Origin of the sequence: Dickeya sp. ws52, assembly GCF_007210685.1 — a bacterium.
Classification (GTDB): Bacteria; Pseudomonadota; Gammaproteobacteria; order Enterobacterales; family Enterobacteriaceae; genus Dickeya; species Dickeya chrysanthemi.
The window spans coordinates 20,602-40,458 of the sequence record NZ_SZVX01000003.1 but is presented as its reverse complement, the minus strand read 5'-3'; the positions used below and the strand labels follow the sequence as shown (position 1 = coordinate 40,458).

General features: G+C 55.6%; 20 protein-coding genes. 17 read left to right on the top strand and 3 right to left on the bottom strand.

Annotation, left to right across the window (positions count from 1 at the left end):
- Window positions 1-15 precede the first annotated feature (15 nt).
- On the top strand, window positions 16-282 hold the full coding sequence (locus FDP13_RS03710; RefSeq protein WP_143838677.1) for a hypothetical protein: 267 nt from the start codon (window positions 16-18) through the stop codon (window positions 280-282).
- Between the two features lie 18 nt (window positions 283-300).
- On the opposite strand, the gene FDP13_RS21600 is transcribed toward FDP13_RS03710, so the two are convergent.
- Entirely contained in the window at window positions 301-822 is a 522-nt protein-coding gene (locus FDP13_RS21600) for a hypothetical protein (RefSeq protein WP_199886295.1), read from the bottom strand.
- 478 nt (window positions 823-1,300) lie between these two features.
- Between FDP13_RS21600 and FDP13_RS03700 the strand changes: the two genes are divergently transcribed.
- From FDP13_RS03700 to FDP13_RS03675, 6 genes are read left to right on the top strand one after another with little or no spacing between them, the layout of a single operon-like run.
- Window positions 1,301-1,756, top strand: a complete 456-nt coding sequence (locus tag FDP13_RS03700) for a hypothetical protein (RefSeq protein ID WP_143838673.1) — start codon at window positions 1,301-1,303, stop codon at window positions 1,754-1,756.
- A 12-nt stretch (window positions 1,757-1,768) separates the two neighbouring features.
- Window positions 1,769-1,990 (top strand): hypothetical protein, encoded by a 222-nt coding sequence (locus FDP13_RS03695; RefSeq protein WP_143838671.1) that lies wholly within the window; start codon window positions 1,769-1,771, stop codon window positions 1,988-1,990.
- Window position 1,991: 1 nt separating this feature from the next.
- On the top strand, window positions 1,992-3,620 hold the full coding sequence (locus FDP13_RS03690) for a portal protein (protein WP_143838669.1): 1,629 nt from the start codon (window positions 1,992-1,994) through the stop codon (window positions 3,618-3,620).
- Window positions 3,620-3,850, top strand: a complete 231-nt coding sequence (locus FDP13_RS03685) for a hypothetical protein (RefSeq protein WP_143838855.1) — start codon at window positions 3,620-3,622, stop codon at window positions 3,848-3,850. Before FDP13_RS03690 ends, FDP13_RS03685 begins: the two co-directional genes overlap by 1 nt.
- Entirely contained in the window at window positions 3,837-4,670 is an 834-nt protein-coding gene (locus tag FDP13_RS03680) for a hypothetical protein (protein WP_143838667.1), read from the top strand. Before FDP13_RS03685 ends, FDP13_RS03680 begins: the two co-directional genes overlap by 14 nt.
- A gap of 17 nt (window positions 4,671-4,687) precedes the next feature.
- A complete protein-coding gene (locus FDP13_RS03675) occupies window positions 4,688-5,095 on the top strand; it encodes a Gp49 family protein (protein WP_143838665.1) in 408 nt (135 codons plus the stop codon).
- A gap of 45 nt (window positions 5,096-5,140) precedes the next feature.
- On the opposite strand, the gene FDP13_RS03670 is transcribed toward FDP13_RS03675, so the two are convergent.
- On the bottom strand, window positions 5,141-5,773 hold the full coding sequence (locus tag FDP13_RS03670; protein WP_143838663.1) for a hypothetical protein: 633 nt from the start codon (window positions 5,771-5,773) through the stop codon (window positions 5,141-5,143).
- A gap of 421 nt (window positions 5,774-6,194) precedes the next feature.
- Between FDP13_RS03670 and FDP13_RS03665 the strand changes: the two genes are divergently transcribed.
- Genes FDP13_RS03665 through FDP13_RS03630 form a run of 8 tightly spaced genes read left to right on the top strand, consistent with a single transcriptional unit; the run spans window position 6,195 to window position 17,409 of the window.
- Window positions 6,195-7,100 carry a phage capsid protein gene (locus tag FDP13_RS03665; protein WP_143838661.1) on the top strand — a complete coding sequence of 302 codons (906 nt, stop codon included), beginning with the start codon at window positions 6,195-6,197 and terminating at the stop codon, window positions 7,098-7,100.
- Window positions 7,101-7,158: 58 nt separating this feature from the next.
- Entirely contained in the window at window positions 7,159-7,722 is a 564-nt protein-coding gene (locus FDP13_RS03660; RefSeq protein WP_143838659.1) for a hypothetical protein, read from the top strand.
- Between the two features lie 2 nt (window positions 7,723-7,724).
- Window positions 7,725-9,701, top strand: a complete 1,977-nt coding sequence (locus tag FDP13_RS03655) for a hypothetical protein (RefSeq protein ID WP_143838657.1) — start codon at window positions 7,725-7,727, stop codon at window positions 9,699-9,701.
- 2 nt (window positions 9,702-9,703) lie between these two features.
- Window positions 9,704-10,150, top strand: a complete 447-nt coding sequence (locus FDP13_RS03650) for a GNAT family N-acetyltransferase (RefSeq protein WP_143838655.1) — start codon at window positions 9,704-9,706, stop codon at window positions 10,148-10,150.
- A gap of 1 nt (window position 10,151) precedes the next feature.
- Window positions 10,152-10,652: a hypothetical protein gene (locus tag FDP13_RS03645; protein WP_143838653.1), complete on the top strand. Its 501-nt coding sequence runs from the start codon at window positions 10,152-10,154 to the stop codon at window positions 10,650-10,652.
- Window positions 10,652-12,742 carry a hypothetical protein gene (locus FDP13_RS03640; protein WP_143838651.1) on the top strand — a complete coding sequence of 697 codons (2,091 nt, stop codon included), beginning with the start codon at window positions 10,652-10,654 and terminating at the stop codon, window positions 12,740-12,742. Before FDP13_RS03645 ends, FDP13_RS03640 begins: the two co-directional genes overlap by 1 nt.
- The gene (locus FDP13_RS03635; protein WP_143838649.1) at window positions 12,743-14,647 is read left to right on the top strand and encodes a hypothetical protein; all 1,905 of its coding nucleotides are present in this window, start codon (window positions 12,743-12,745) and stop codon (window positions 14,645-14,647) included.
- Window positions 14,644-17,409, top strand: a complete 2,766-nt coding sequence (locus FDP13_RS03630) for a hypothetical protein (RefSeq protein WP_143838647.1) — start codon at window positions 14,644-14,646, stop codon at window positions 17,407-17,409. Before FDP13_RS03635 ends, FDP13_RS03630 begins: the two co-directional genes overlap by 4 nt.
- Here FDP13_RS03630 and FDP13_RS03625 read toward each other — a convergent pair.
- On the bottom strand, window positions 17,406-17,819 hold the full coding sequence (locus tag FDP13_RS03625) for a hypothetical protein (protein WP_234424367.1): 414 nt from the start codon (window positions 17,817-17,819) through the stop codon (window positions 17,406-17,408). The two genes, FDP13_RS03630 and FDP13_RS03625, sit on opposite strands and share 4 nt — an antisense overlap.
- Window positions 17,820-17,904: 85 nt before the next feature.
- Here FDP13_RS03625 and FDP13_RS03620 point away from each other — a divergent pair, with 85 nt between their 5' ends.
- Entirely contained in the window at window positions 17,905-18,243 is a 339-nt protein-coding gene (locus FDP13_RS03620; protein ID WP_143838645.1) for a hypothetical protein, read from the top strand.
- A complete protein-coding gene (terL, locus tag FDP13_RS03615) occupies window positions 18,240-19,856 on the top strand; it encodes a phage terminase large subunit (RefSeq protein WP_143838643.1) in 1,617 nt (538 codons plus the stop codon). The genes FDP13_RS03620 and terL overlap by 4 nt, the downstream gene beginning before the upstream one ends.
- Window position 19,857 lies beyond the last annotated feature (1 nt).

Below are 19,857 nucleotides of genomic sequence, written 5' to 3'. Positions count from 1 at the left end.
CCGAAGGAAAAGAAAATGATACTTAAAAAATTAGATGTTGATGAATATATCCGAAGCGAACAAGAATTATCGGAAATAGTCAGTGTTGATAACACACACATAATTATCCAGATACCAGGAGATCATCTTGATGGTGAGTATGAGATAGCTCTCGCATCTTGCAAAACTCCTGAACAGGTTGTTAGTTGGATTTATCAGCTATCCGAAAAACAATGGATAACACGAGAAATCCTTCGTCGCTTCATCAAGGTTGCCAGCAATAACGCCGGCATTTCGTTGTAACTTTTTGCTGCGGGGGATTCAGTGAAAAGTGGAAATAGAGATTTTATCCGGCGCACGAAAGGCAAATATTATTCTGAAAAATGCTGTAGCGCCCGGCGGCAGGAAAGAATGAAAAACTGTCTCGCTCTTTCTTGGCGGGCGGAAATTGTGGACCACCCGCCCGTTACCCTCGCGCACGCGCGCGTTTGGGGGTGCTGATTGCCTTTGGTCGCTACCTTTCGCGTTGACTGGTTTCGGGTGATTACTGATATCACTCGCGCCGGTGTGTCGTTGCACGAACTGGCCGGGGAAGTCGGTGTTTCGAAATCGACGGTTCACGGCTGGAAAAGTGGAGCGGAACCCAAGCACGGCGATGGTGAAAGTCTGGTTGCGTTCTGGTGCCGAATAACGAGCCGTGGACGCGAGCGCCTGCCGATGATCGTCTACCGCCAGCAATTTATTTTTCGAGGGAGAACCGTTTGATATTTTGGTTAATAGGCATAGCGAAGAATGAGGCAAGTAATGCGAGAAAGTTGGATAGTTAAACTTAGGGATGATCATCCTGGATACAATGAAATCAAGCTCAAGCGGAGTCTTCCTGATAACGTCAATTATACTGTGGTTATAGTCGATGCAATAAGATTTTTAGAGTGCTACAGCAGAGACATGCCTGGTTATATCTTGCCCCCCGTGCCTAAGTGGCAGGGGGGAAAGGAAGAGGGGATTCGAATTTTCCTAAATCCGTCCTCTGGGATACCGGAGATGCCACGCGTATCATTCAGTTTACGGCAAAGGCGGCGATTCTGGGGGTTGGCTAAGCCTATCACTGATGGGGTGGTCACTTTTGTTAACGGGCGTCATCGGTCAATGTACATGGCCCACTCAGGGGCGTTAAGTTTTCCTGTTGAGGTTCACATCAGCGAGGCGGATTTGCTTCGTCAGTATTGCGGCTTACCTGATTAAACGGATTTATTTGTTCAGGAATCCGAACGAGCAACCCACCCACAATAACGGCTCATCATCAACGGGAGTAACCAAGATGGGCCGACCGAGAAAAGTCGAAGTGCCGGGGAGTGCCGCCGGCGCGGATACCACCACAGAAACCAGCTCGCTTAGCGACGCGACTGGCACGCCGGTGCCGCCAGCAGGCGACGCCGTCATTACCGCCCTGGAAGGGGCCGACGATTCTGGTGTAGCGCTGGAAAGCGTCAACGGGAGTGCCGCCGGCGCGGATACCACGTCAGTGATTACGGCCCGTAATGAAGCACTTTCACATCTTCCTGCCAGCGCGCTCGAAATCATCACCCAGTTTGAAACGCTGGGCTTCACCGACATGGCTGATCAGCCTCTGACCAGCAATTTGCAATTCATCGGCCTGGTAAAACAGGCCACCACGCAACCTGCTGCCACCAAGCCAGTTATCACCGAAGACGGACAGCGCACGCCGCATAAAGCCCCGGTGCTGACTGAACACGGCTGGCACGTACCCGGTTAACAGGAGGCTTGTATGTGTGGAGGTGGATCACCCAACGTTGTGCAATCCAACCCGGAAGCCGAAGCAGCAGCAGCGGCCGACGCTGCCGCAAAGTCGGCTAATGCTGACTCTGCCGCACGGCGTAAACGCAAGCAGGGGTCGTCATTGCTCGCCACAGGAGCAACGGGCGCAGCGGATACAGGTACGTCGTTGCTGTCCAGTGGCGCCAGCGGCAAAACCAACTTAGGGGCGTGATGTGAACGAGACGGCCAGCAAGATAATCAAGCGTGTGGATTCATTGAAGGCGCTGCGCCAGCCGAGTGAATCGGTGTGGCGCGAGTGCTACGACCATACCTATCCACTGCGTGGCGCCGGGCTGTCATCGGAAGTGCTGGACGCGCAGAGCGCTAAATCCAGAGTGGCCCGCTTGCTGGACGGGACCGCGACGGATAGCGCCCGCATTCTGGCGTCTGCGCTGATGTCCGGCATGACGCCGGCTAACGCGCAATGGATGGACCTGAACAGCGAGAGCCTGACGGACGACCAGAAAGCCTGGTTATCCGTCTGCGCGACGCTGGTGTGGGAAAACATTCACGCGGCCAATTTTGACGCGGAAGCCTATGAATCGTGCCTTGATGTGGTTTGCGCCGGTTGGTTTGCGCTGTACATCGACGAGGACAAGGAGCAGGGCGGCTACACGTTCCAGCAGTGGCCGCTGGCCCAGACCTACGTTTCATCGTCACGCCGAGATGGCATTGTCGATACGGTTTATCGCTGTTACCAACTGACGGCCGAGCAGGCGATCAGGGAGTTCGGCAAGGATGGCGTGAGCGAAAAAATTCGCAACGAAGCGAAGACCAAGCCGGATGCGAAATTTGATTTCATTCACGCCATTTTCCCCCGCGATACCTATGTCGTTACGGCCCGGCTAGCAAAGAACATGCGCTTTGCGTCATATCACATCGAGGTGCAAGGAAAGACCGTGGCCCGCGAGTCCGGGTATCACGAATTCCCTGTTGCCGTTCCGCGCTGGATGAAGATCCCCGGCGGGTCCTACGGCATCGGCCCGGTGTATGACGCATTGCCCGATTGCAAGGAACTGAACGAGATCAAGCGCATGGAGAAGGCCGCGCAGGACCTGGCTATCTCCGGCATGTGGATTGCAGAAGACGACGGCGTATTAAACCCTCGAACGGTCAAGGTAGGCCCGCGGCGGATTATCGTGGCGAACAGTGTGAACAGCATGAAGCCGCTGTTAACCGGTGCCGATTTCAATGTCGCGTTTACGTCCGAAGAAAAACTACGGGCGCAAATCCGCAAGATTCTGATGGCCGACCAGTTGCAGCCGCAGGACGGCCCGGCGATGACCGCGACCGAGGTACATGTACGGGTCGCACTGATCCGCCAGTTGCTGGGGCCGGTATACGGCCGATTCCAGGCTGAATACCTGCAGATTCTGGTACAGCGCTGCTTTGGTATCGCCTTCCGCGCCGGCATCTTTCCGGCTGCGCCCGAAGGCATGAACGCGGCCAATTTCAACATCCGGTATATCTCCCCGCTGGCGCGCGCGCAGAAGCTGGAGGACGTCACGGCAATTGAGCGCCTTGGCGCCAACCTGGCACAACTGGCGCAGATCAGCCCCGAGGTAACGGATTTGGTGGATACCGATTCGGCGGTGCGAGTGGTGTCCGAGGCGCTGGGCGTCCCGGCCAAGGTCATCCGCAGCGATACCGATGTATCCAGATTGCGCCAGCAGCGCCAGCAGGCGCAGCAGCAGGCCATGCAACAGCAGATGCTGGCGCAGGCAGGACAGGAGGCGGCCACATCAGCGGGTAAAGAGGCAGGCGCGGCAATCGTCCAGCGAATGGCAGGAGGCGCACAGTGATAAGCAAACCGGTACGCCCGGAAGATTACAGGCGGATTTTCGAGGAAACGCCCGGGGGGCAGCAGGTTCTTGAAGAGTTGACGCGGCGCTTTGGCGGTGCGGTATACGTGAAAGGCGGCCCGGAAGGCGACCGCCAGACGTGTTTCAACGCCGGGCAGCGTGACGTGCTCGATTTCATTTTACGCAGGTTAAACGAAGCAGATGGAGTAAACGACGATGTGGAAGCTTAAATTCCCGTTCATGAATCAGGCTGGCGAAGGCGCAGGGGGCGGTGATGGGGGCAATGGTAGCGGTGACAATCCGGGTGGTGAAGGTGCTAGCGCAGGTTCTTTGCTCGGTACCGGCGGCGCCGGCCAGCAGCAAGGCGCGACGGATTGGTTACCGGAGAAATACCGCGTTGTGGGCGACGATGGCGCACTCAATCTTGAAGGCTCTGCCCGCAAACTGGCGGATGCATATTCGCACCTTGAAAAACGCTTCGGCAGCGGGGACGCGCCGCCTAAAACGGCTGATGAATATGCCCCGAAGGTAGAGGCCGAAGGCTTCAACTGGGACGAGTTCAAGGCTGACCCGAAGATGCAGGGCTTTTTGAAGTCCGCGCACGCGAAGGGGCTGACCAACGACCAGTTGAGTTTTGTCCTGGGTGAGTACGCGCAACACGCCCCGGCGCTGGTGGGTGGCGCCACGCAGTTGGATCAAGAAGCCGCCAGCACTGCACTGCGTGAGGTGTGGAAAACGGATGCAGAATTCAACAAGAACATTGGTCTGGCGTTCCGTGCCTTCAACTCGCTGGCCGAGGACGGCGACAAGGGACGTATTGATGAGATAGGCAATAACCCGTTGGTCATCCGCATGTTGGCGAAGGTCGGTGCTGAAATGCAGGAAGACGGCCCCGCGGGTGGCGAAGTGAACCTCGAAGAGCAACAGACCATCCGTGACCTGATGAAATCGGAAGCGTACATGAATCCGAAGCACGCCGACCATGAAAAAGTGTCCGCTCGCGTAGCGGCGTTCTACCAGAAAGCTTACGGCAACTCGCCGGTGGCGTAACCAGAAAGGTGAAAATCATGAGCGGTAAAGATATCGAGCGGGAAATTCAGGCTAAGGGCAAAACAGCTCCGCGTATAACGCCTGAACACATCAACAGCGTGATCGTCAGCGAGCATTATTTCACGGCAGCGAGCGGAGTGACAGCCGCTGGCGGCGTGGTGCATTCCGATGATGATGGGTTGCGGTGCCTGACCTTCTGCGTCCTGGTACTTCGCAACGGGTTCACCGTTACGGGCGAAAGCGCATGCGCCAGCCCGGAGAATTTCGATGCTGAGATCGGCCGCAAGATTGCGCGTGAGAATGCGATCAACAAGATTTGGTTGCTGGAGGGGTACTTGCTGAAACAGAAGCGGAGCGAGCAATGCACTGAAGAGCGAATGTGTGCAAACTGCTTTTCAGGTCAGAGGGATTGCCAGAACAGATAGCGCCGTGACATGTCACAACAAAAAGCCCACACTGTGGGCTTATTTTTAGATAGGTAGCTCATGCTTAGAAATAATAGCTAATCTGTTCTGGAAGTGATCCTTGTCACCCCATAGCCACGTTTCACCTTTTTCAAGATCTGACTCGTTTTTCATTTCACGGAGTTCGCACGTAATCATGTCGTATGCGTACAGGTGCAAGCCGAGAGCAAGTGCATCGTACATCCTTGCTTGCCAGAACGACATGCCTTCATGCGTCTGGTTTCTGTCTGAAACAATGATGTCGTATCGCTCCAGCAGATAATTCATGAAAATGATACCAGCGAAGTCGTGAAGCACTGCACGGTGTTTAGGCTTCTGGGTTCTCCACACCAGAATCTGAGTCACCGGGCGGCAGTTCAGGAAGCTATCAGGCTGAATGATAACTCGGTTGTAGTAGACAACCTCTTCTGTCAGGTCATTGACCAGAGCCAGTTCGAAGTGGTCCTGAGGAATCTCACCCTTTTTGCGGTTATCTACCCGCACGATTCGATACCCCGGCGCCAGCGAAATGGCTCTTACATCAGCAGTGACCTCGTTGCCGCTCGCAAGTACCAAATACAAGGCGCGGTTATCTGGGGTTTCGTTCAGGTGAGCGAAAACCTCAGTAACTTTTGCTGGATTCAGTAATTGTTGTGGCATGATGGCCTCATGATGTAGCACAGCTTCATATCGGGATTTACTCCATAAGGTGATTCAACAAAAGGTTGAATCACCTTATGGGTAATCTTACTCAAATTTGGTGAGTTTGCAATTTGAAAAAATGGATTTTCAGAGATAGAGAATTAGGCCTAATTGCCGTTTAAGCCGCATCATTGCCTACTTGATTGATCCAAAAATGGAATAGGCACTAATTCTGGTTTTGCCCTCTGGTAGCCAATCAATCATCTTCTCATCATTTGGTCGGGAAACCGAACGCACATCCCCAGCAAAATCATTCCACCAGCCCGGCATGGTAGCCGGATACCTGATCCCCCGCCGTCTGTAAGCGCCAAGCAGCCGGTGTATATCGGGCCGGGAAACCGACACCCCGCAAGGCGAAAACAGAATTGGAGTGAACATCATGGCTTTCGATGCCAACAAAAACATGATCACCGCCGCCTTTGTGCAGCAGTTTCACGATTCGTTCGAAATTGCGTCACAGCAGAAAGATTCCCGCCTGCAGGCAGCGGTACACGATCGCGGGAGTATCACCGGTGCGTCGTTCACCATTAACGACATGGGCACCATCGAAATGAACGCGATCACTACGCGCTTTGGTGACACTGTTTGGGATGTGCCGGAAGCGGGTACCCGTAACGCGCTGATGGCCGATTACGGCGTTTTCGTGCCTGTCGAAAAGCGCGACCTACGCAAGCTGATTGCCGACCCGCAAGGGCCGTATCTCCAGCTGACAATGTCCGCCGCCAACCGTCGCAAGGACACGGTAATCTACCGCGCGTTGCTGGATGCCGTACCGCGCAAAACCGAAAACAACGGGGCGTACACCAACGTCGCGCTGCCGGCTTCTCAGAAAATCGTCGCCGGCGGTACGGCATTGACCAAGGCCAAACTGATTGCCACCAAGGCGCTGTTTCGCAAAAACGAGTGTGACGAGCAGAACGGCGAAGAGCTGTATATCGTCTACAACTCCGACATGCTGACGCAGATCCTCAGCGATACCACGTTGACCAGTGCCGATTTCATGGCGGTCAAGATGTTGCAGCAGGGGGCGGTGGATACCAACTGGCTGGGGTTCAAGTGGCTGGCCTACGAGGCGCTGGATTCAGCGACTAATGCAGGCGTAACAACTAAAACCGCTGTCGCCTGGGCTAAATCCGGTGTGCATTTCGGCACCGGCGCTGAATACAACGTCGACATCGGCCCGCGTCGGGATAAAAACAACACCATCCAGATTTCCGTGGATGCGTCTTACGGTGCAGGCCGCGCCAACGAGAAGAAAGTCGTTGCGATCGATTTCGTCGCTTAATGCCGTGCTGGTATTGCCGGGGGTAACCCCCGGCTTTTTTGCTTGAAGGTATACCGCTATGGCTTCCAGTGTCTCTATCTGTTCAAACGCACTGCTGGCGCTCGGCGCCCACCCCATCAACAGCCTGAACGAAGGGTCTGAACACGCGCGCCTGTGCTCGAACATTTACCCCTCTGTTCGGGATGACCTGTTGAGAAAGCATCCCTGGAATTGCGCGATTAAACGCGTGGTGTTGTCCCCGTCCGCCAGCGCGCCGGTTTTCGGATTCGCATACCTCTTCCCACTGCCGGGTGACCTCCTGCGCATCCTGTCTGTGGGGGATGAGGATGACAATATCCGGTATCGGATTGAGGGCCGGAAAATACTGGCGGACATCGACGTTATCCAACTGCGCTACATCTTTCTCAACAAGGATGAATCGACCTGGGATCCGGCGTTGGTGGCGCTGGCCGAAATGATGATGGCCGCCAAAATTGCCTACGCGGTAACCGGTTCGGCCAGTCTGCGCGACAGCCTGACGCAAGAGGCGGCGTACGCGCTACGCCAGGCCAAGGCGGTTGACGGGCAGGAAGACCCGCCGGAAGAGCTGGGCGGTTACCCGACACTGGAATCGAGGTTTTAAATATGCGCGCCAATCTGATTAAAACCAACTTTACCGCCGGAGAGGTTTCCCCGCGGTTGATGGGGCGCGTCGATATCGCGCGCTACGCCAACGGCGCGAAGCGTGTAGAGAACGCGGTGTGTGTTGTCCACGGCGGTGTTGCTCGCCGCCCCGGTACTCGCTATGTGGCCGCCGCAAAGCACGCCGACAAAAAGGCCCGCCTGATCCCGTTTGTGTTCAACCGGTCGCAGGCGTACATGCTGGAGCTGGGCGATGGTTACATGCGCTTTTTCCAGAACGGGGCGCAGGTTGTTAATAGCGACGGCACGCCGTATGAGATCACCAGCCCGTTCACCGAAAGCATGTTGTCGGCGGTTAACTTCGTGCAAAGTGCCGACACCATGTTTCTGGTTCACCAGAGCGTACCGCCCCAGCGCCTGCAGCGGCAAGGGCAAACAAACTGGACACTGGCGGCGGCACCGTTTGTTGTCATGCCGTTTGACGAAATCCGCGATACACCGGAAAAGTGGTGTAAGCCGTCAGTGAAAGAGTATGTCGGCGCGTCGATAACGCTCACGCTATACGATACTGAAAGCGCCACGTCCTTTACCGGCAGTGGCTGGGTGGCTGCTGATGTCGGTTCGTATGTGCGTATCAATAGCGGCCTGGTGCTAATCCAATCGGTAACCAATGCGCAGGTGGCCACCGGTGTTATTCGTGCTGACCTGTCCGCGACACAATCCGCCTCGCCGGGCGCGTGGACACGCGAAGATAGCGTCTGGTCGGCGGAACTTGGCTACCCAGGTGCGGTGACATTTTATCAGCAGCGGCTGGTGCTGGCCGGTTCGCCGTCGTATCCGCAAACGGTCTGGTTTAGCGAAACCGGGTCTTACCTGTCGTTTGAACTGGGCAGCGATGACGATGACGCCATGTCGTTCACCGTTTCATCCGACCAACTGAACCCGATTGTTCACCTGGCGCAAATGAACACGTTGATCGCGCTGACGTATGGCGGCGAATTCACGTTAACCGGCGGTACCGACTCGGCTATCACGCCGACCAATATATCCGTAAAAAATCCCAGCCCCTACGGCTGCAACAACATCCGCCCGGTTCGGGTGGGCACCGAAATCCTGTTTATCCAGCGCGCCGGCCGCAAGCTGTTTGCGGTGGCGTATGACCCCGACAGCTATGTTGCCTACTCGGCCAATGACCTCTCTGTACTGTCTGAGCACATCACGGAATCCGGCATTGTGGAAATGGCCTACCAGCAACAGCCCGACTCGGTAGCATGGCTGGTCCGTGCTGATGGTGTGATGGTGTCGATGGTGCTCGACAGGGCGCAGGATGTAGTCGCCTGGTCGCGTCAAATCACTGACGGGCATTTTGAATCCGTCGCCGCTGTTCCGTCTGATTCCGATGATGGGGTTTACGTGTTGGCTCGCCGCACCATAAACGGCGCTACCGTTCGCTATGTGGAAGTGCTGAGCAACAGCTTAAACACAGATTCCGCTGTAGTTGGTGCCAGTAGCGGGGGCACAAAGACCTGGGGTGGGCTGACGCATCTGGAAGGGAAAACCGTTGATGTGGTCGCTGATGGTAGCGTCATGCCGACACAGATTGTCAGTGATGGGGCAATCACGCTGAACCGCACCGCTAAGGCGGTGGAAATCGGGCTGCACTACGACACCACGATAGAGACGCTGACGCCGGAGGCATCAACCAGCGAAGGCACGGTTCAGAATGCCCGCAAACGCACCAGCGAAGTCACCCTGCGATTTCTCAACACAACGGGCGCCACCTGCAACGGCTATGTAATCCCATTCCGGCAGTTCGGCCCCCATGTTCTCAATCAGCCTGCGCCGCTGTTCACCGGCGATCACTACTGGGGAAAACTCGGTTGGGATAAAGGCGAGGATACTCTTCTTATTCAGCAGACACAGCCGCTACCGTTCCACCTGCTGGCAGTTATGACCACATTCACCAGTAACGGGGGTTAACCATGATTAGACCTGCAACAAAAGACGATATCCCGGCGTTAGTTGCGCTGGGGCTGCAGATGCATCACGAATCCAGGTACCGGGTTTTTTCGTTCGATGAAGAGAAATGCACGGCGCTGGCCGAACAACTGATTGATGTGCCGTTTGGTGTGGTGCTGGTGGCCGAGCACGGCGGGGTGATTGTCGGCTGGATGGGGGGAGGCATCGCTGAACAGTGGTTTTCACACGATCGGCTGGCGTTCGAGTACGGGGTTTTCATCAGTAAAGAACACCGCGGCGGCAGCGCCGGTTGCCGGCTTGTGAAGGCTTTCATCCAGTGGGCAAAAGACACCGGGGCGACAGAAATCAGGATGGGCATAACAACCGGTGTTAATGAAGACCGCACCGGCGCGCTGTATCAAAAACTGGGGTTTGCCCGCGCGGGCCAGTTGTATTCAATGGGAGTCTGATATGTGCACAGGTGTTGAGATTGCGATGGTCGGTGCATCGGTGCTGGCGGCCGGCGGCGCAGTTTATAGCGGGCAGCAGCAGAAAAAAGCGTCTGACTACCAGGCGGCGCAGGCGGAAGCGGATGCACAAGCCGCGGCATCTGCCGCCAGGGTAGAGGCGGCGAGGATCCGCAAGGCAGGGGAAGCGCAGGCGGCCCGCGCCAATGCCGCCTACGCGGCGTCGGGCGTCGATACCGGCGCAGGAACGGCGCTGCGCATCACCTCCGACATTGTCGGGGATGCGGAAGAGGACGCCTATCTTACAACCGTGAACGGCGTTAACAGCGCGGCGCGGTATAACGCGCAGGCGCAGGCCGACCGTATCAGCGGCAATAGTGCGGCCACGGCGGGGTATATCAGCGCAGGGAGTTCGCTGCTGTCCGCCGGCTCGAAAGCGTATAGCGGCTGGAAGACGGCTAGCGCACCATCCAGCACAACCGGTGCAGCAAAGGCGGGTAAATAATGCGCATACCAACGGGCAGTTTTGGCAATGCGGTTCCCACCCCTAAGCCGACCAATATCAGTCTCGGTAACCCAGGCGCCGTAGGGCAGGCCCTTTCCGGATTGGGTAAGGAACTGGAGCAGCAAACCAATTCCATTATCCGCGCCCGCGCCGGTGATGAATTGCTGGATTACCAGATCAAGATAAAGGACATCAATGAATCTATCCGCCAGGGCGTTGAAAGCGGCGCGCTGCGCGCTGACCAGATAGAAAAAACCTATCAGGATGCGGTCGGCCAACTGGATAAGCCCGCGTTTGCCGGTCTTGATATCGCCGGACAGGAAACCGCCACGCGCGGGATTAAGCGTTACGAGTCGGCCGGGTTGTCTACCGCGATGGGGTACTACCATTCCGCGCTGAAAATCGAGGCCCGCGACCAGGTGGATAGCCAACTGGATCAACTGGGCAAGTTGACCAACTACCCCGACGCTGATGTCGAGAAAATTAACGCCATGTCCGCCGGACTGGAAGAGCAGGGACGGCTAGCCTATGGCGGGCAGTGGTCTAAAGTGCGTCAAGGATGGGTTGATAAAAACTGGTTCAATCAGGCGCAACAAAAGCTAATGCAGGCTCGCAACGACGGCACGGCACTGGCCGACCTGAACAACCAGTTAACCGCGGAGAACGGTTTTTATGTCGATAAGCTGGACCCGGATAAGCGCAATGCGCTGCTGAATCAGGCGATGGGGTACCAGTCGCGGCTGGAAGCGAAAGCCGCAGCGGCAGAGGCCAAGCGTGAAGCGCTTGCAGCACGAACATATAACTCGTTTGCTCAGCAGGTTTATTCCGACCTACCGACCACGGCAGAGCAGCAGGAGCAGCTGATCGCGTCAACGAAAGGCACCAGCGTTGAAGGTGATGTCAAAGATCTGCTTTCCGATCAGGAAACGATACGCAAGGTGGTTTCGGCTGGGCCTGTCGAGTCTCAAAACTACGTCAACAATCTGTATGCCAACCTGAATGCCAACGGCGGCGACATGAGACAGTGGCGTCTGGCGCAACGGCTGAATAGCGCTGTGCAGAAAACGAACCAGCAACTGATGCAAACCCCGCTGTTGTTCAACCAGAACCGCACCGGTGACGCCGTGGCGCCGCTGGATATGACCGCGCTGAACCCAACAGCCGCCGCTGTCACCGGTGCGATGGACGGCATGGATATCAGCCAGCGCTTTGGCGTGGCCATTGCCGATCGGTCAGCCACCATTGATGCTGTTCGGAGCAATACCGGTGTCAACGTCCCTCGGTTACTTCTGCTACCGCAAGAGGCTACAGCTATAGCTGACGAGCTGAAAAAGCAGCCACCAGAAAATCAAATAGCCACATTATCTCGGTTGCGCGATATGGTCGGTAATGATTCGGATTATCGGGCCATTATGAAACAGATATCGCCTGATAGCCCTGGCACGGCTTATTCCGCGCTGGTGCTATCCGCCCCTGATGTTAAAGCCACCACAGGCGGAGCCGCTACCCCTTACAGCCAGATAGCATCGTATGTGCCGAAAATCGACAAATACGAAACAGCGAAAACGATACTTATCGGCGAACAGATGCTCAATCCCACGAAAGCGATGAAAGATGCAGGCATCCAGCCGGTTACTTTGCCCAGTGATGAAAAGCTAAAAAGAGCCTTCGACCAGAGTACGGGTAATGCTTTCGCGTACAACCCGCAGGCTCGGCAGATAGCCTACGGGCTATTTAAATCAGCCTACGCTGGCGTGGCCTATAACTCTGGCAACAGCGATATGACTCGCACCGAGTCGACAAATCAGGATGTTGTTGATAAGGCGATCCAGATGGCTACCGGCGGCGTGTATAAAGGATTGAATGGCGGCGATGTCGCTATGCCGTTCGGGATGGATAAGGACACCTTTAAAGACCGGTATACCGACGCCGCGCAGACGGCTTTTAAAAATGCGGGATTAAACCCCTATGCTCAATCCAGCTTTAAGCCGGTTAATTTGGGGGGGAACCAATACGGGTTGGTGAATGGGTCTGGACGGTGGGCCGTAGACCCACGCAATAACCAGAAAATTGTTGTGAGGGTCGAATAAATGGCTGACGTTTTTTCACTGGCTCCGAACGGCTCCGCCTGGGCTGATGATGCTGCCAGACACAACCCGGCAACTCAAGATGATTATGGTACGCCGCTATTCTCTGGTGGTGCCTCGGCGTTCTTTCGGGGGGCAGCGGAAGGCGCGATAGGGTTGGCTCAATCCGCAGTGTCTTTTGATCAGCGCGTGCTCAGTGACCCAAACTACGGCTTACAGTTAGCACCAACGGCTACGCTGTTTCGTGCCATGTTCCCGACTGCCGACGCTGCGCTGCAGGATGCCTATGATTCGACAGACTCCGCGTTAAGAGTGGCGCGAGACTACGTAAAACCGGATGCGGGAAGCCAGGGAATTGCCGCCCAGGTGCTTCACGGACTAGGACAGTTCACGCCGGCGATCGCTGGTGCTGCGTTGGGCGGCCCGGTTGTTGGTGGAGCCACCGCTTTTGGTTCGACGTATGAGCAAACCCGGCAGGACTTTATCGCCCGCGGCGTTAGTCCGGATACGGCAAACACGATTGCCTTCGTTCAGGGGGGGGCGAATGCGGTCGGCATGGCGCTGCCGGCCGCAATGGGGGGTAATCTGCTGACCCGGCTTGCATCCGGGGTTGGCATTAACACCAGTTTTGGGGCAGCCAACCGGTTTGCAGTAGGTGAAATTCTCGATCAGAACGGACACGCAGACCTTGCCAAGCAGTATCGGGCATGGGACGGGCAGGCCATGCTGATTGATGGTGTTCTGGGGGCGGCGTTTGGTGGTGCGCATCACTTATTTTCCGCGCGAGGTATACCCGAGGTAGCGAAAAACGAAAGCGCCGATACTGCAGTTGATCCTACTGCCACGCAGAACCAACCAAATGGCGCTGATACCTCTCCGCCGATGGTGGCGACACCAGCGACAAACACAGCCGATCCGGTAATAACCTATGAATCTCGTCTTGCGGAATTGCAGGCGCAGGCAGCCCAGCTGCTACAGGTAGGTGATCGCAAGGTTTGGCAATCCGAGGTTGCCAATGGTGAACGCATTCTTGCTGATTTGCGCCAGCAGCGCGCTGACATTTTAAGCGAAGAGGTTAAGGGGAGTGGCAAGGCGCTTGCTCGGGGGCGGGCAGATAAGCAATCCCGCTTACGCGCCGTTGACGAGCAAATAGCGTATACCTCAGACCGGTTACAAAGCGCCCGTGACACGCTCGAACCACATAAGCCGGGCGGTGAGTTTTTTAACGCAAAGGCCGATTTATCCAGGCTTGAGCAAGGCATTATCCCTGAGAGTATGCAGGGGCTTATCCGTGAAGCCGATATTAAGCCGAGCGACATTGACGCCGCGCACGCGCTGAATGAAGGGCTGCACTATGATATCGAGTCATCCCCGGTGCTGCACGCCAACAATGACAGCATCAACAGCCATGTGGCGGCTATGGATGAAGCCGCCCGCCAACTGATGGCTGGGCAGCCTGTAAATGTAGATCTTCAAGCTCGGGGGCTGGATGGCATCATTCGCCCCGATCTAACACCAATGGCGCGAGAAATGCGCATGGCGCTAGAGTCCCTGTATCGTGATAACGGCATCGTAGCCCGTTCAGAACCCGCCGGTAGCAGCAAATTAGCGTCCGCCCCCTCGGTGGTCGAGGTTCGGGGCAATAGTGCTTTCTCGGTTGCTGCCGAGAAAGGCATTGTTTCAGTCGATCCGGAGACGGGCGTACGCCTTTCGTCAAATAGCTTTGACTTAATGCAGGCGCGTGACCTGTCACAAAACGCTGATATGACGGTTTTCCATCCCGATACGGGACAAGAAATGACACTGGCCGATGCGCTGGCCGACATGGATCGCCAAATTGAAACCGCTCAAAAAGAATCGACCGCTTATAACGTGGCTGCCGCCTGCTTCCTGAGGAACCCTGGATGAAACAAGTCTGTATTGATGCTATTGCCAACACGCTGGGCCGTGTACCGAAGTCGGACGAAATAAAGAACATAGAGGATCGCATTAAGGATGCGGTTCGTGTTATCAGCCGGAGAAATTACCGTGATGGAAAAACGGGTATTCCAGACGCGGAGACATACCGACAGGCGGCAGAATATGCCGCTCAGCAGGTCGTGCATGAAGTGTTCAAAAAGCGCCAGCGGCTGGCGCAAAATGCTATCGCGATTCAGAACGTGCGGGACACCCTGGCCCGCAATGTTCCCGATGCAGAGCAAACGCCGATAAACCTGTCGCAGTTTATTTTTGCGGGGCGCCGTGTTCGTGATGGAAAGGATTTTGACGTCGTGTCAGCAGAAGAGCTATCAACGGGCGCGTATCAGGACTGGTCGCGTCAACTAGCCGCGGAAATGACATCGGCAGGCGAAGAGGTACGCAAATTTTTTTACCAGTCGCAAGCCCTGGGTGAGCAGCGTCTTCGAAATTACCTTCCGTTTGATCATGCAGCTGTGAAGTCAGGGCAATTACAGATATTGAAAGAGCTGTACGGCGAGGACACCGGAAACCCAGCGGCGCAAAAAATAGCCGATATCTGGCGGGGTGTCACCGAGCGCGCCAGACAGGAAATGAATGATAACGGGTTTGACATCGGAACGCGGGATGACTGGCATCTGCCGTACGTCGATGACGCTGAACTAATCCGGGGGGCGGGTCGTGATGAATGGCTGAAAACACTGCCGGTGCGTGAGCGCACCATTGCTGCCATGTCGGGTCGCCAGCCGCCGCTTGATTGGGCGCGCAGAGCCTGGGTTGATGATGTGTATAACACGCAGGATCGCAGCCAGTTTGTAAATCCGGACGGCTCGCCGATGAGTGATGCGCAGTACCGCGAAGCATTGGAAGCGATCTACCTGACCAAAGCCACCGACGGCGCCAATAAAATCGAGCCGGGGGCTTTCGCTGGTACTGGCGGCATCAAGAATCGGGGAAGTCAGCATCGGGTTATGGCGTTCAGGGATGCTGAAACTCACTTTCGCTACATGGACAAATATACTCAGCAGCCAGTGGTCGGGGTCATGATGTCACATCTGCAGTCTGCATCGCGTGATCTTGGTGTGGTGAAGGCTTTCGGTCCGGATGCCGCCAATAACTTCCGCCTGCTGCTGGATCAGGTATATCAGAAATCGGTGACCGGTGGGCGCGGCGTTGACGTTATGAATCAGGAGCGTGATACCGTCACGCGTATGTTTAACGCTATGGCGGGACTTAATGGGGCCGCGTCTTCCAGTGTATTTTCCTCTGCTGTTGGCGGCCTGCGAAACCTGATGACTTCAGCCATGTTGGGCACATCCGTTTTTACTGCCGCAGCCGATCAGGCCGTAATGCGTGCCAATGCGCAGGCGCTGGGGTTTAGCCGTGATGGTATGCACCTGTCTGCGAACACGATTCGAAATCTGTTTAACGGCGACGCGAAACGAGCTAACGCTGAACTGGGGTTGCTGGTGGATTCTCACGCCGCCGTCATATCCAAGATGGGGGGATTTGATTTAAGCCGCGGGATAACCGGCTGGTTTGCTGAAAAAACGTTGAAATGGTCTGGGCTGGTGGCAATGGACAGGGCGAATAAGGCTTCTTTTGGTTTGCTGATGTACAAAAATATCGGCGAACTGACGCGTAAGTATCGCACGTTGGATGAACTGAAAGCTGGTGATAAGGCGATACTGGCAAACAAGGGTTGGAGTAGTGAGGACTGGGCCATCATGGCCGCCGCCGAACTGCGCCCCATGACCCCGGCCGGGCATAAAGGAATGACGCCGGATGCAATCTACGCCGTCCCGGATGATGTTATCCAGACCGTGTTAGCTGATAAGATCGGCGATGTGAGGCGCGGCGCGGCGGACGCGCTTGTCAATCTGGGTGATATGACAGACACCAGGCGCAATAATTTACAGCAAGCCTTTGATGCGGAGGTTGAGCAGACCATTGCGCGCATGGTGCGCAACGCGCGTGCCGAGGCGGCACAGAAACTGCTGGGTATTACGCACGGTGAAATGACCACCGCTATTACAACGGCTACCGGAATTGATACCTATGCCAGAAATGATGCGGGTGAACTGGTTAAGTCGTTCATGCTATTTAAAACGACGCCGGTTGCTGGCTTTCGCGCGATGGTAAATCGTTCACGCGATTTGGATACTGTTCCCGCCGTTAAATTTCTGGCTTCCTATATTGCCGGTACCACGATAGCTGGGATGTTTGCCATTCAGATGAATGAGCTTCTGAACGGTAACGATCCTCGTGATATGACAAAGCCGGCGACCTGGTTACAGGCTTTACTGAAAGGCGGGTCATTCGGCATTTACGGGGATTTTATATTTCAGGACCACACGCAATACGGGGCGTCAATTGCCGCCACGCTTGGCGGACCGGTGCTGTCGTTTGCTGAGCAACTGATGAAACTGGCATTCACAAACCCACAGAAGGCGGTGGAAGGCAAAGAAACCACTTTCGGCGCTGATGCACTGAAAACGCTGAGAATGATTACACCGTTTGCAAACCTGTGGTATACAAAAGCGATCACGAATCACTTGATTCTGCAGCAGTTGCAGGAGATGGCCAACCCGGGCTATAACGATCGGGTCAGAGACAGGGCTAGCCGTGAGTTTAATACCACCAGTTGGTGGGAACCCGGCCAGGTGGCACCACGCAGGGCGCCAAACCTGGGCAAGGCAGCAGGCGATCGCTAGCGTTTAAAATATGCGTTTAATCGGTGGATGTATGGTTCGCATCCACCCATATTTCCATCGTATTGATACTGCTTGATGGTTCCTGCCTCATCCGTTGCTAACTGAATTGTACATGCATATTGAACCGGAACAGCGCTTAACTGTGTTGTCGTGCTGTTGAAAGTTGTTGCCCCAACGGTACCGTAAGTGGTTTGGGGTGATGATAGCAAAATGGTTTCAGATGTAGCCCTATTCCATGTGTACACCTTTGTTTTGTCAAAGGACTGTTCCTTTGATGGATACCCCAAAACATTAAAAGCGACATCTTTGTTTTTTCCTACTAAGCTGCTTAGCCCTTCATCCATTTGCTTAAATGTCACGCATCCAGACGTGATAAGAATTGGTAATGCAATAAGGATTATTTTTTTCATCATTTGCCCAGTGGTAATAAGTAGTCAGGAAACCGAACATTAACCAATCGCATCATAGCCCCAGGATAAACAAGGGGCTATTTTTATGCACGACGATTACAAAACCCGCCTTACCGAACTGAGCGATAAGTTAACTGATACCGTGCTGGTTGAGGCTGATCCCGATCACTGGCCTGGCGCCGGCAAGTCCATTTCTGAGCACACGAAAGACGAACGCGGCGATCGTTACTGGTTCAAGAAAAACGCGGCGGCCACGTTGACCCTGCTAACGAAAGTCCACACTCTGATCGGGTTGCATACCCGCGGCGGCACGCCCAAAGAGAGTGATCCCAATGAAGGGGATTTCGAGCTGGGTAAGCAGATTGCGGCGGCTGAGCGGGAAGCGGCAAAAATCATTGAGCGTATGCAGAACGGGAACAAATGATCTCCTTTGTCGCCTTCTTCATCATATGGGCGGAGCGCGTGGGGTGGAAGGTTCCCGACTGTCACTATCGCGCCGTTAACTGGCTGGAGCATCGCGGCGATCTGGCGGTGCTCCGCTGCTTTCGCGGTTTCGGCAAGTCCACTATCCTCGCCGTGTATAACGCCTGGCGGTATTATCGGGACCATACCTATCGAGTCCTGCACCAGTCCGAATCCGACGGCACGGCGTATAAAACCAGCCGCGATACGCAGAACGTGCTGCGTAATCATCCGTTGACGCGCGGTATGCTGCCCGACGGACAGGGTACCGTTGAGCAGTGGTGGGTAAACGGCGCTATCGACTTTCGCAACGCCAGCATGTACGCCAAGGGCATTCTGTCCAACGTGACATCCGCCCGTGCCGACGAGTGCCAGAACGATGACGTGGAGGTGCCGCGAAACATCCAGACACCGGATGCCCGTGAAAAACTCCGGTACCGACTTGGGGAACAAACGCACATCCTGGTACCCGGCGGGCGCAAGCTTTATATCGGCACACCACATACCCATGACAGCCTGTACGACGAAGTGGAGAAGATGGGGGCTGACTGCCTGACCATTAAGCTGTTTCGTCATGAATACCGTATTGAAAAAAAGAAAGACGAAAAAACTCAAAAGCGGCATCACCTGCAATTCCGCCCGGAATTTGTGTTCGCTGGCATTCACATTGGCGCGCGCCTGCTGAAAGAGGGGGTTGATTACCGGCTGACTGACGACGGTATCGAGTTCGCCGAAGCGCCGGACGTGACGATTGACTGTTACGCAGGCTGCGAATGGCCGGAGCGTTTCACGCGTGAGGAGATGCTGAAACGCCGGCGGGAAACCCGGACGCTTAACGAGTGGGATAGCCAGTACCAGCTGCACAGTAAGCCGGTCGGTGATGTGCGCCTTGACCCCGATCGCATCCGTGAGTACGCCGTACATCCGGAAATCCGCTATGCGAACGGCGGGTGTTCAATGTGGCTGGGCAACCTGCAGATTGTTGGGGCGGTGGCGTGGTGGGATGTGGCAACGGGGAAAGTAAAGGCCGATGCCAGCGCGTTTTCTCTCATGCTGACCGACGCGCGCGGGCATCTTTACTGGCAGGTCTGCCAGGAGCTGACGGGCGAACTGGCCGAGTTTGACGACAACGACAAAATCACCGGCGGGCAGGTGATGCAAATCAAGGCGCTGGTGCTCCGGTACCAGATCCCCCGCGTGGTGGTTGAGGTGAACGGTCCCGGCAGCTTCGCCGGTAAGTTGTTGCGTCAGGCGCTGAAAGGTACCGGGTGTGGTGTGCAAGAAGAATTCACGATTACCAACAAGCAAAAACGCATCCTTGAAGCGTTTGAGGCTCCGTTGGATTCACGTTTCCTGTGGGCGCATAGCGATGTACTTGACGGCCCAATGTACGAACAGATGCGGGACTTTAACCCCGCCATTGCAGACCAGCCGGACGACTTTATTGATTCCGGCGCTGGCGCTATCAGTCAAACCCCGGTGCGCATCGGGAAATTGGTCGGGAAACCGAACGCCACCAGCCGGGAGAATTGGCAACCATCTGATGGCGATCATATGGTCGATACCGACTATTAAG

Bases quoted from the DNA above. Each gene is read 5' to 3' on its own strand.
- FDP13_RS03710 (WP_143838677.1), top strand. From the start codon at position 16: ATGATACTTAAAAAATTAGATGTTGATGAATATATCCGAAGCGAACAA.
- FDP13_RS21600 (WP_199886295.1), bottom strand. From the start codon at position 822: ATGATCATCCCTAAGTTTAACTATCCAACTTTCTCGCATTACTTGCCT.
- FDP13_RS03700 (WP_143838673.1), top strand. From the start codon at position 1,301: ATGGGCCGACCGAGAAAAGTCGAAGTGCCGGGGAGTGCCGCCGGCGCG.
- FDP13_RS03695 (WP_143838671.1), top strand. From the start codon at position 1,769: ATGTGTGGAGGTGGATCACCCAACGTTGTGCAATCCAACCCGGAAGCC.
- FDP13_RS03680 (WP_143838667.1), top strand. From the start codon at position 3,837: ATGTGGAAGCTTAAATTCCCGTTCATGAATCAGGCTGGCGAAGGCGCA.
- FDP13_RS03675 (WP_143838665.1), top strand. From the start codon at position 4,688: ATGAGCGGTAAAGATATCGAGCGGGAAATTCAGGCTAAGGGCAAAACA.
- FDP13_RS03670 (WP_143838663.1), bottom strand. From the start codon at position 5,773: ATGCCACAACAATTACTGAATCCAGCAAAAGTTACTGAGGTTTTCGCT.
- FDP13_RS03665 (WP_143838661.1), top strand. From the start codon at position 6,195: ATGGCTTTCGATGCCAACAAAAACATGATCACCGCCGCCTTTGTGCAG.
- FDP13_RS03660 (WP_143838659.1), top strand. From the start codon at position 7,159: ATGGCTTCCAGTGTCTCTATCTGTTCAAACGCACTGCTGGCGCTCGGC.
- FDP13_RS03655 (WP_143838657.1), top strand. From the start codon at position 7,725: ATGCGCGCCAATCTGATTAAAACCAACTTTACCGCCGGAGAGGTTTCC.
- FDP13_RS03650 (WP_143838655.1), top strand. From the start codon at position 9,704: ATGATTAGACCTGCAACAAAAGACGATATCCCGGCGTTAGTTGCGCTG.
- FDP13_RS03645 (WP_143838653.1), top strand. From the start codon at position 10,152: ATGTGCACAGGTGTTGAGATTGCGATGGTCGGTGCATCGGTGCTGGCG.
- FDP13_RS03640 (WP_143838651.1), top strand. From the start codon at position 10,652: ATGCGCATACCAACGGGCAGTTTTGGCAATGCGGTTCCCACCCCTAAG.
- FDP13_RS03635 (WP_143838649.1), top strand. From the start codon at position 12,743: ATGGCTGACGTTTTTTCACTGGCTCCGAACGGCTCCGCCTGGGCTGAT.
- FDP13_RS03630 (WP_143838647.1), top strand. From the start codon at position 14,644: ATGAAACAAGTCTGTATTGATGCTATTGCCAACACGCTGGGCCGTGTA.
- FDP13_RS03625 (WP_234424367.1), bottom strand. From the start codon at position 17,819: ATGAAAAAAATAATCCTTATTGCATTACCAATTCTTATCACGTCTGGA.
- FDP13_RS03620 (WP_143838645.1), top strand. From the start codon at position 17,905: ATGCACGACGATTACAAAACCCGCCTTACCGAACTGAGCGATAAGTTA.
- terL (WP_143838643.1), top strand. From the start codon at position 18,240: ATGATCTCCTTTGTCGCCTTCTTCATCATATGGGCGGAGCGCGTGGGG.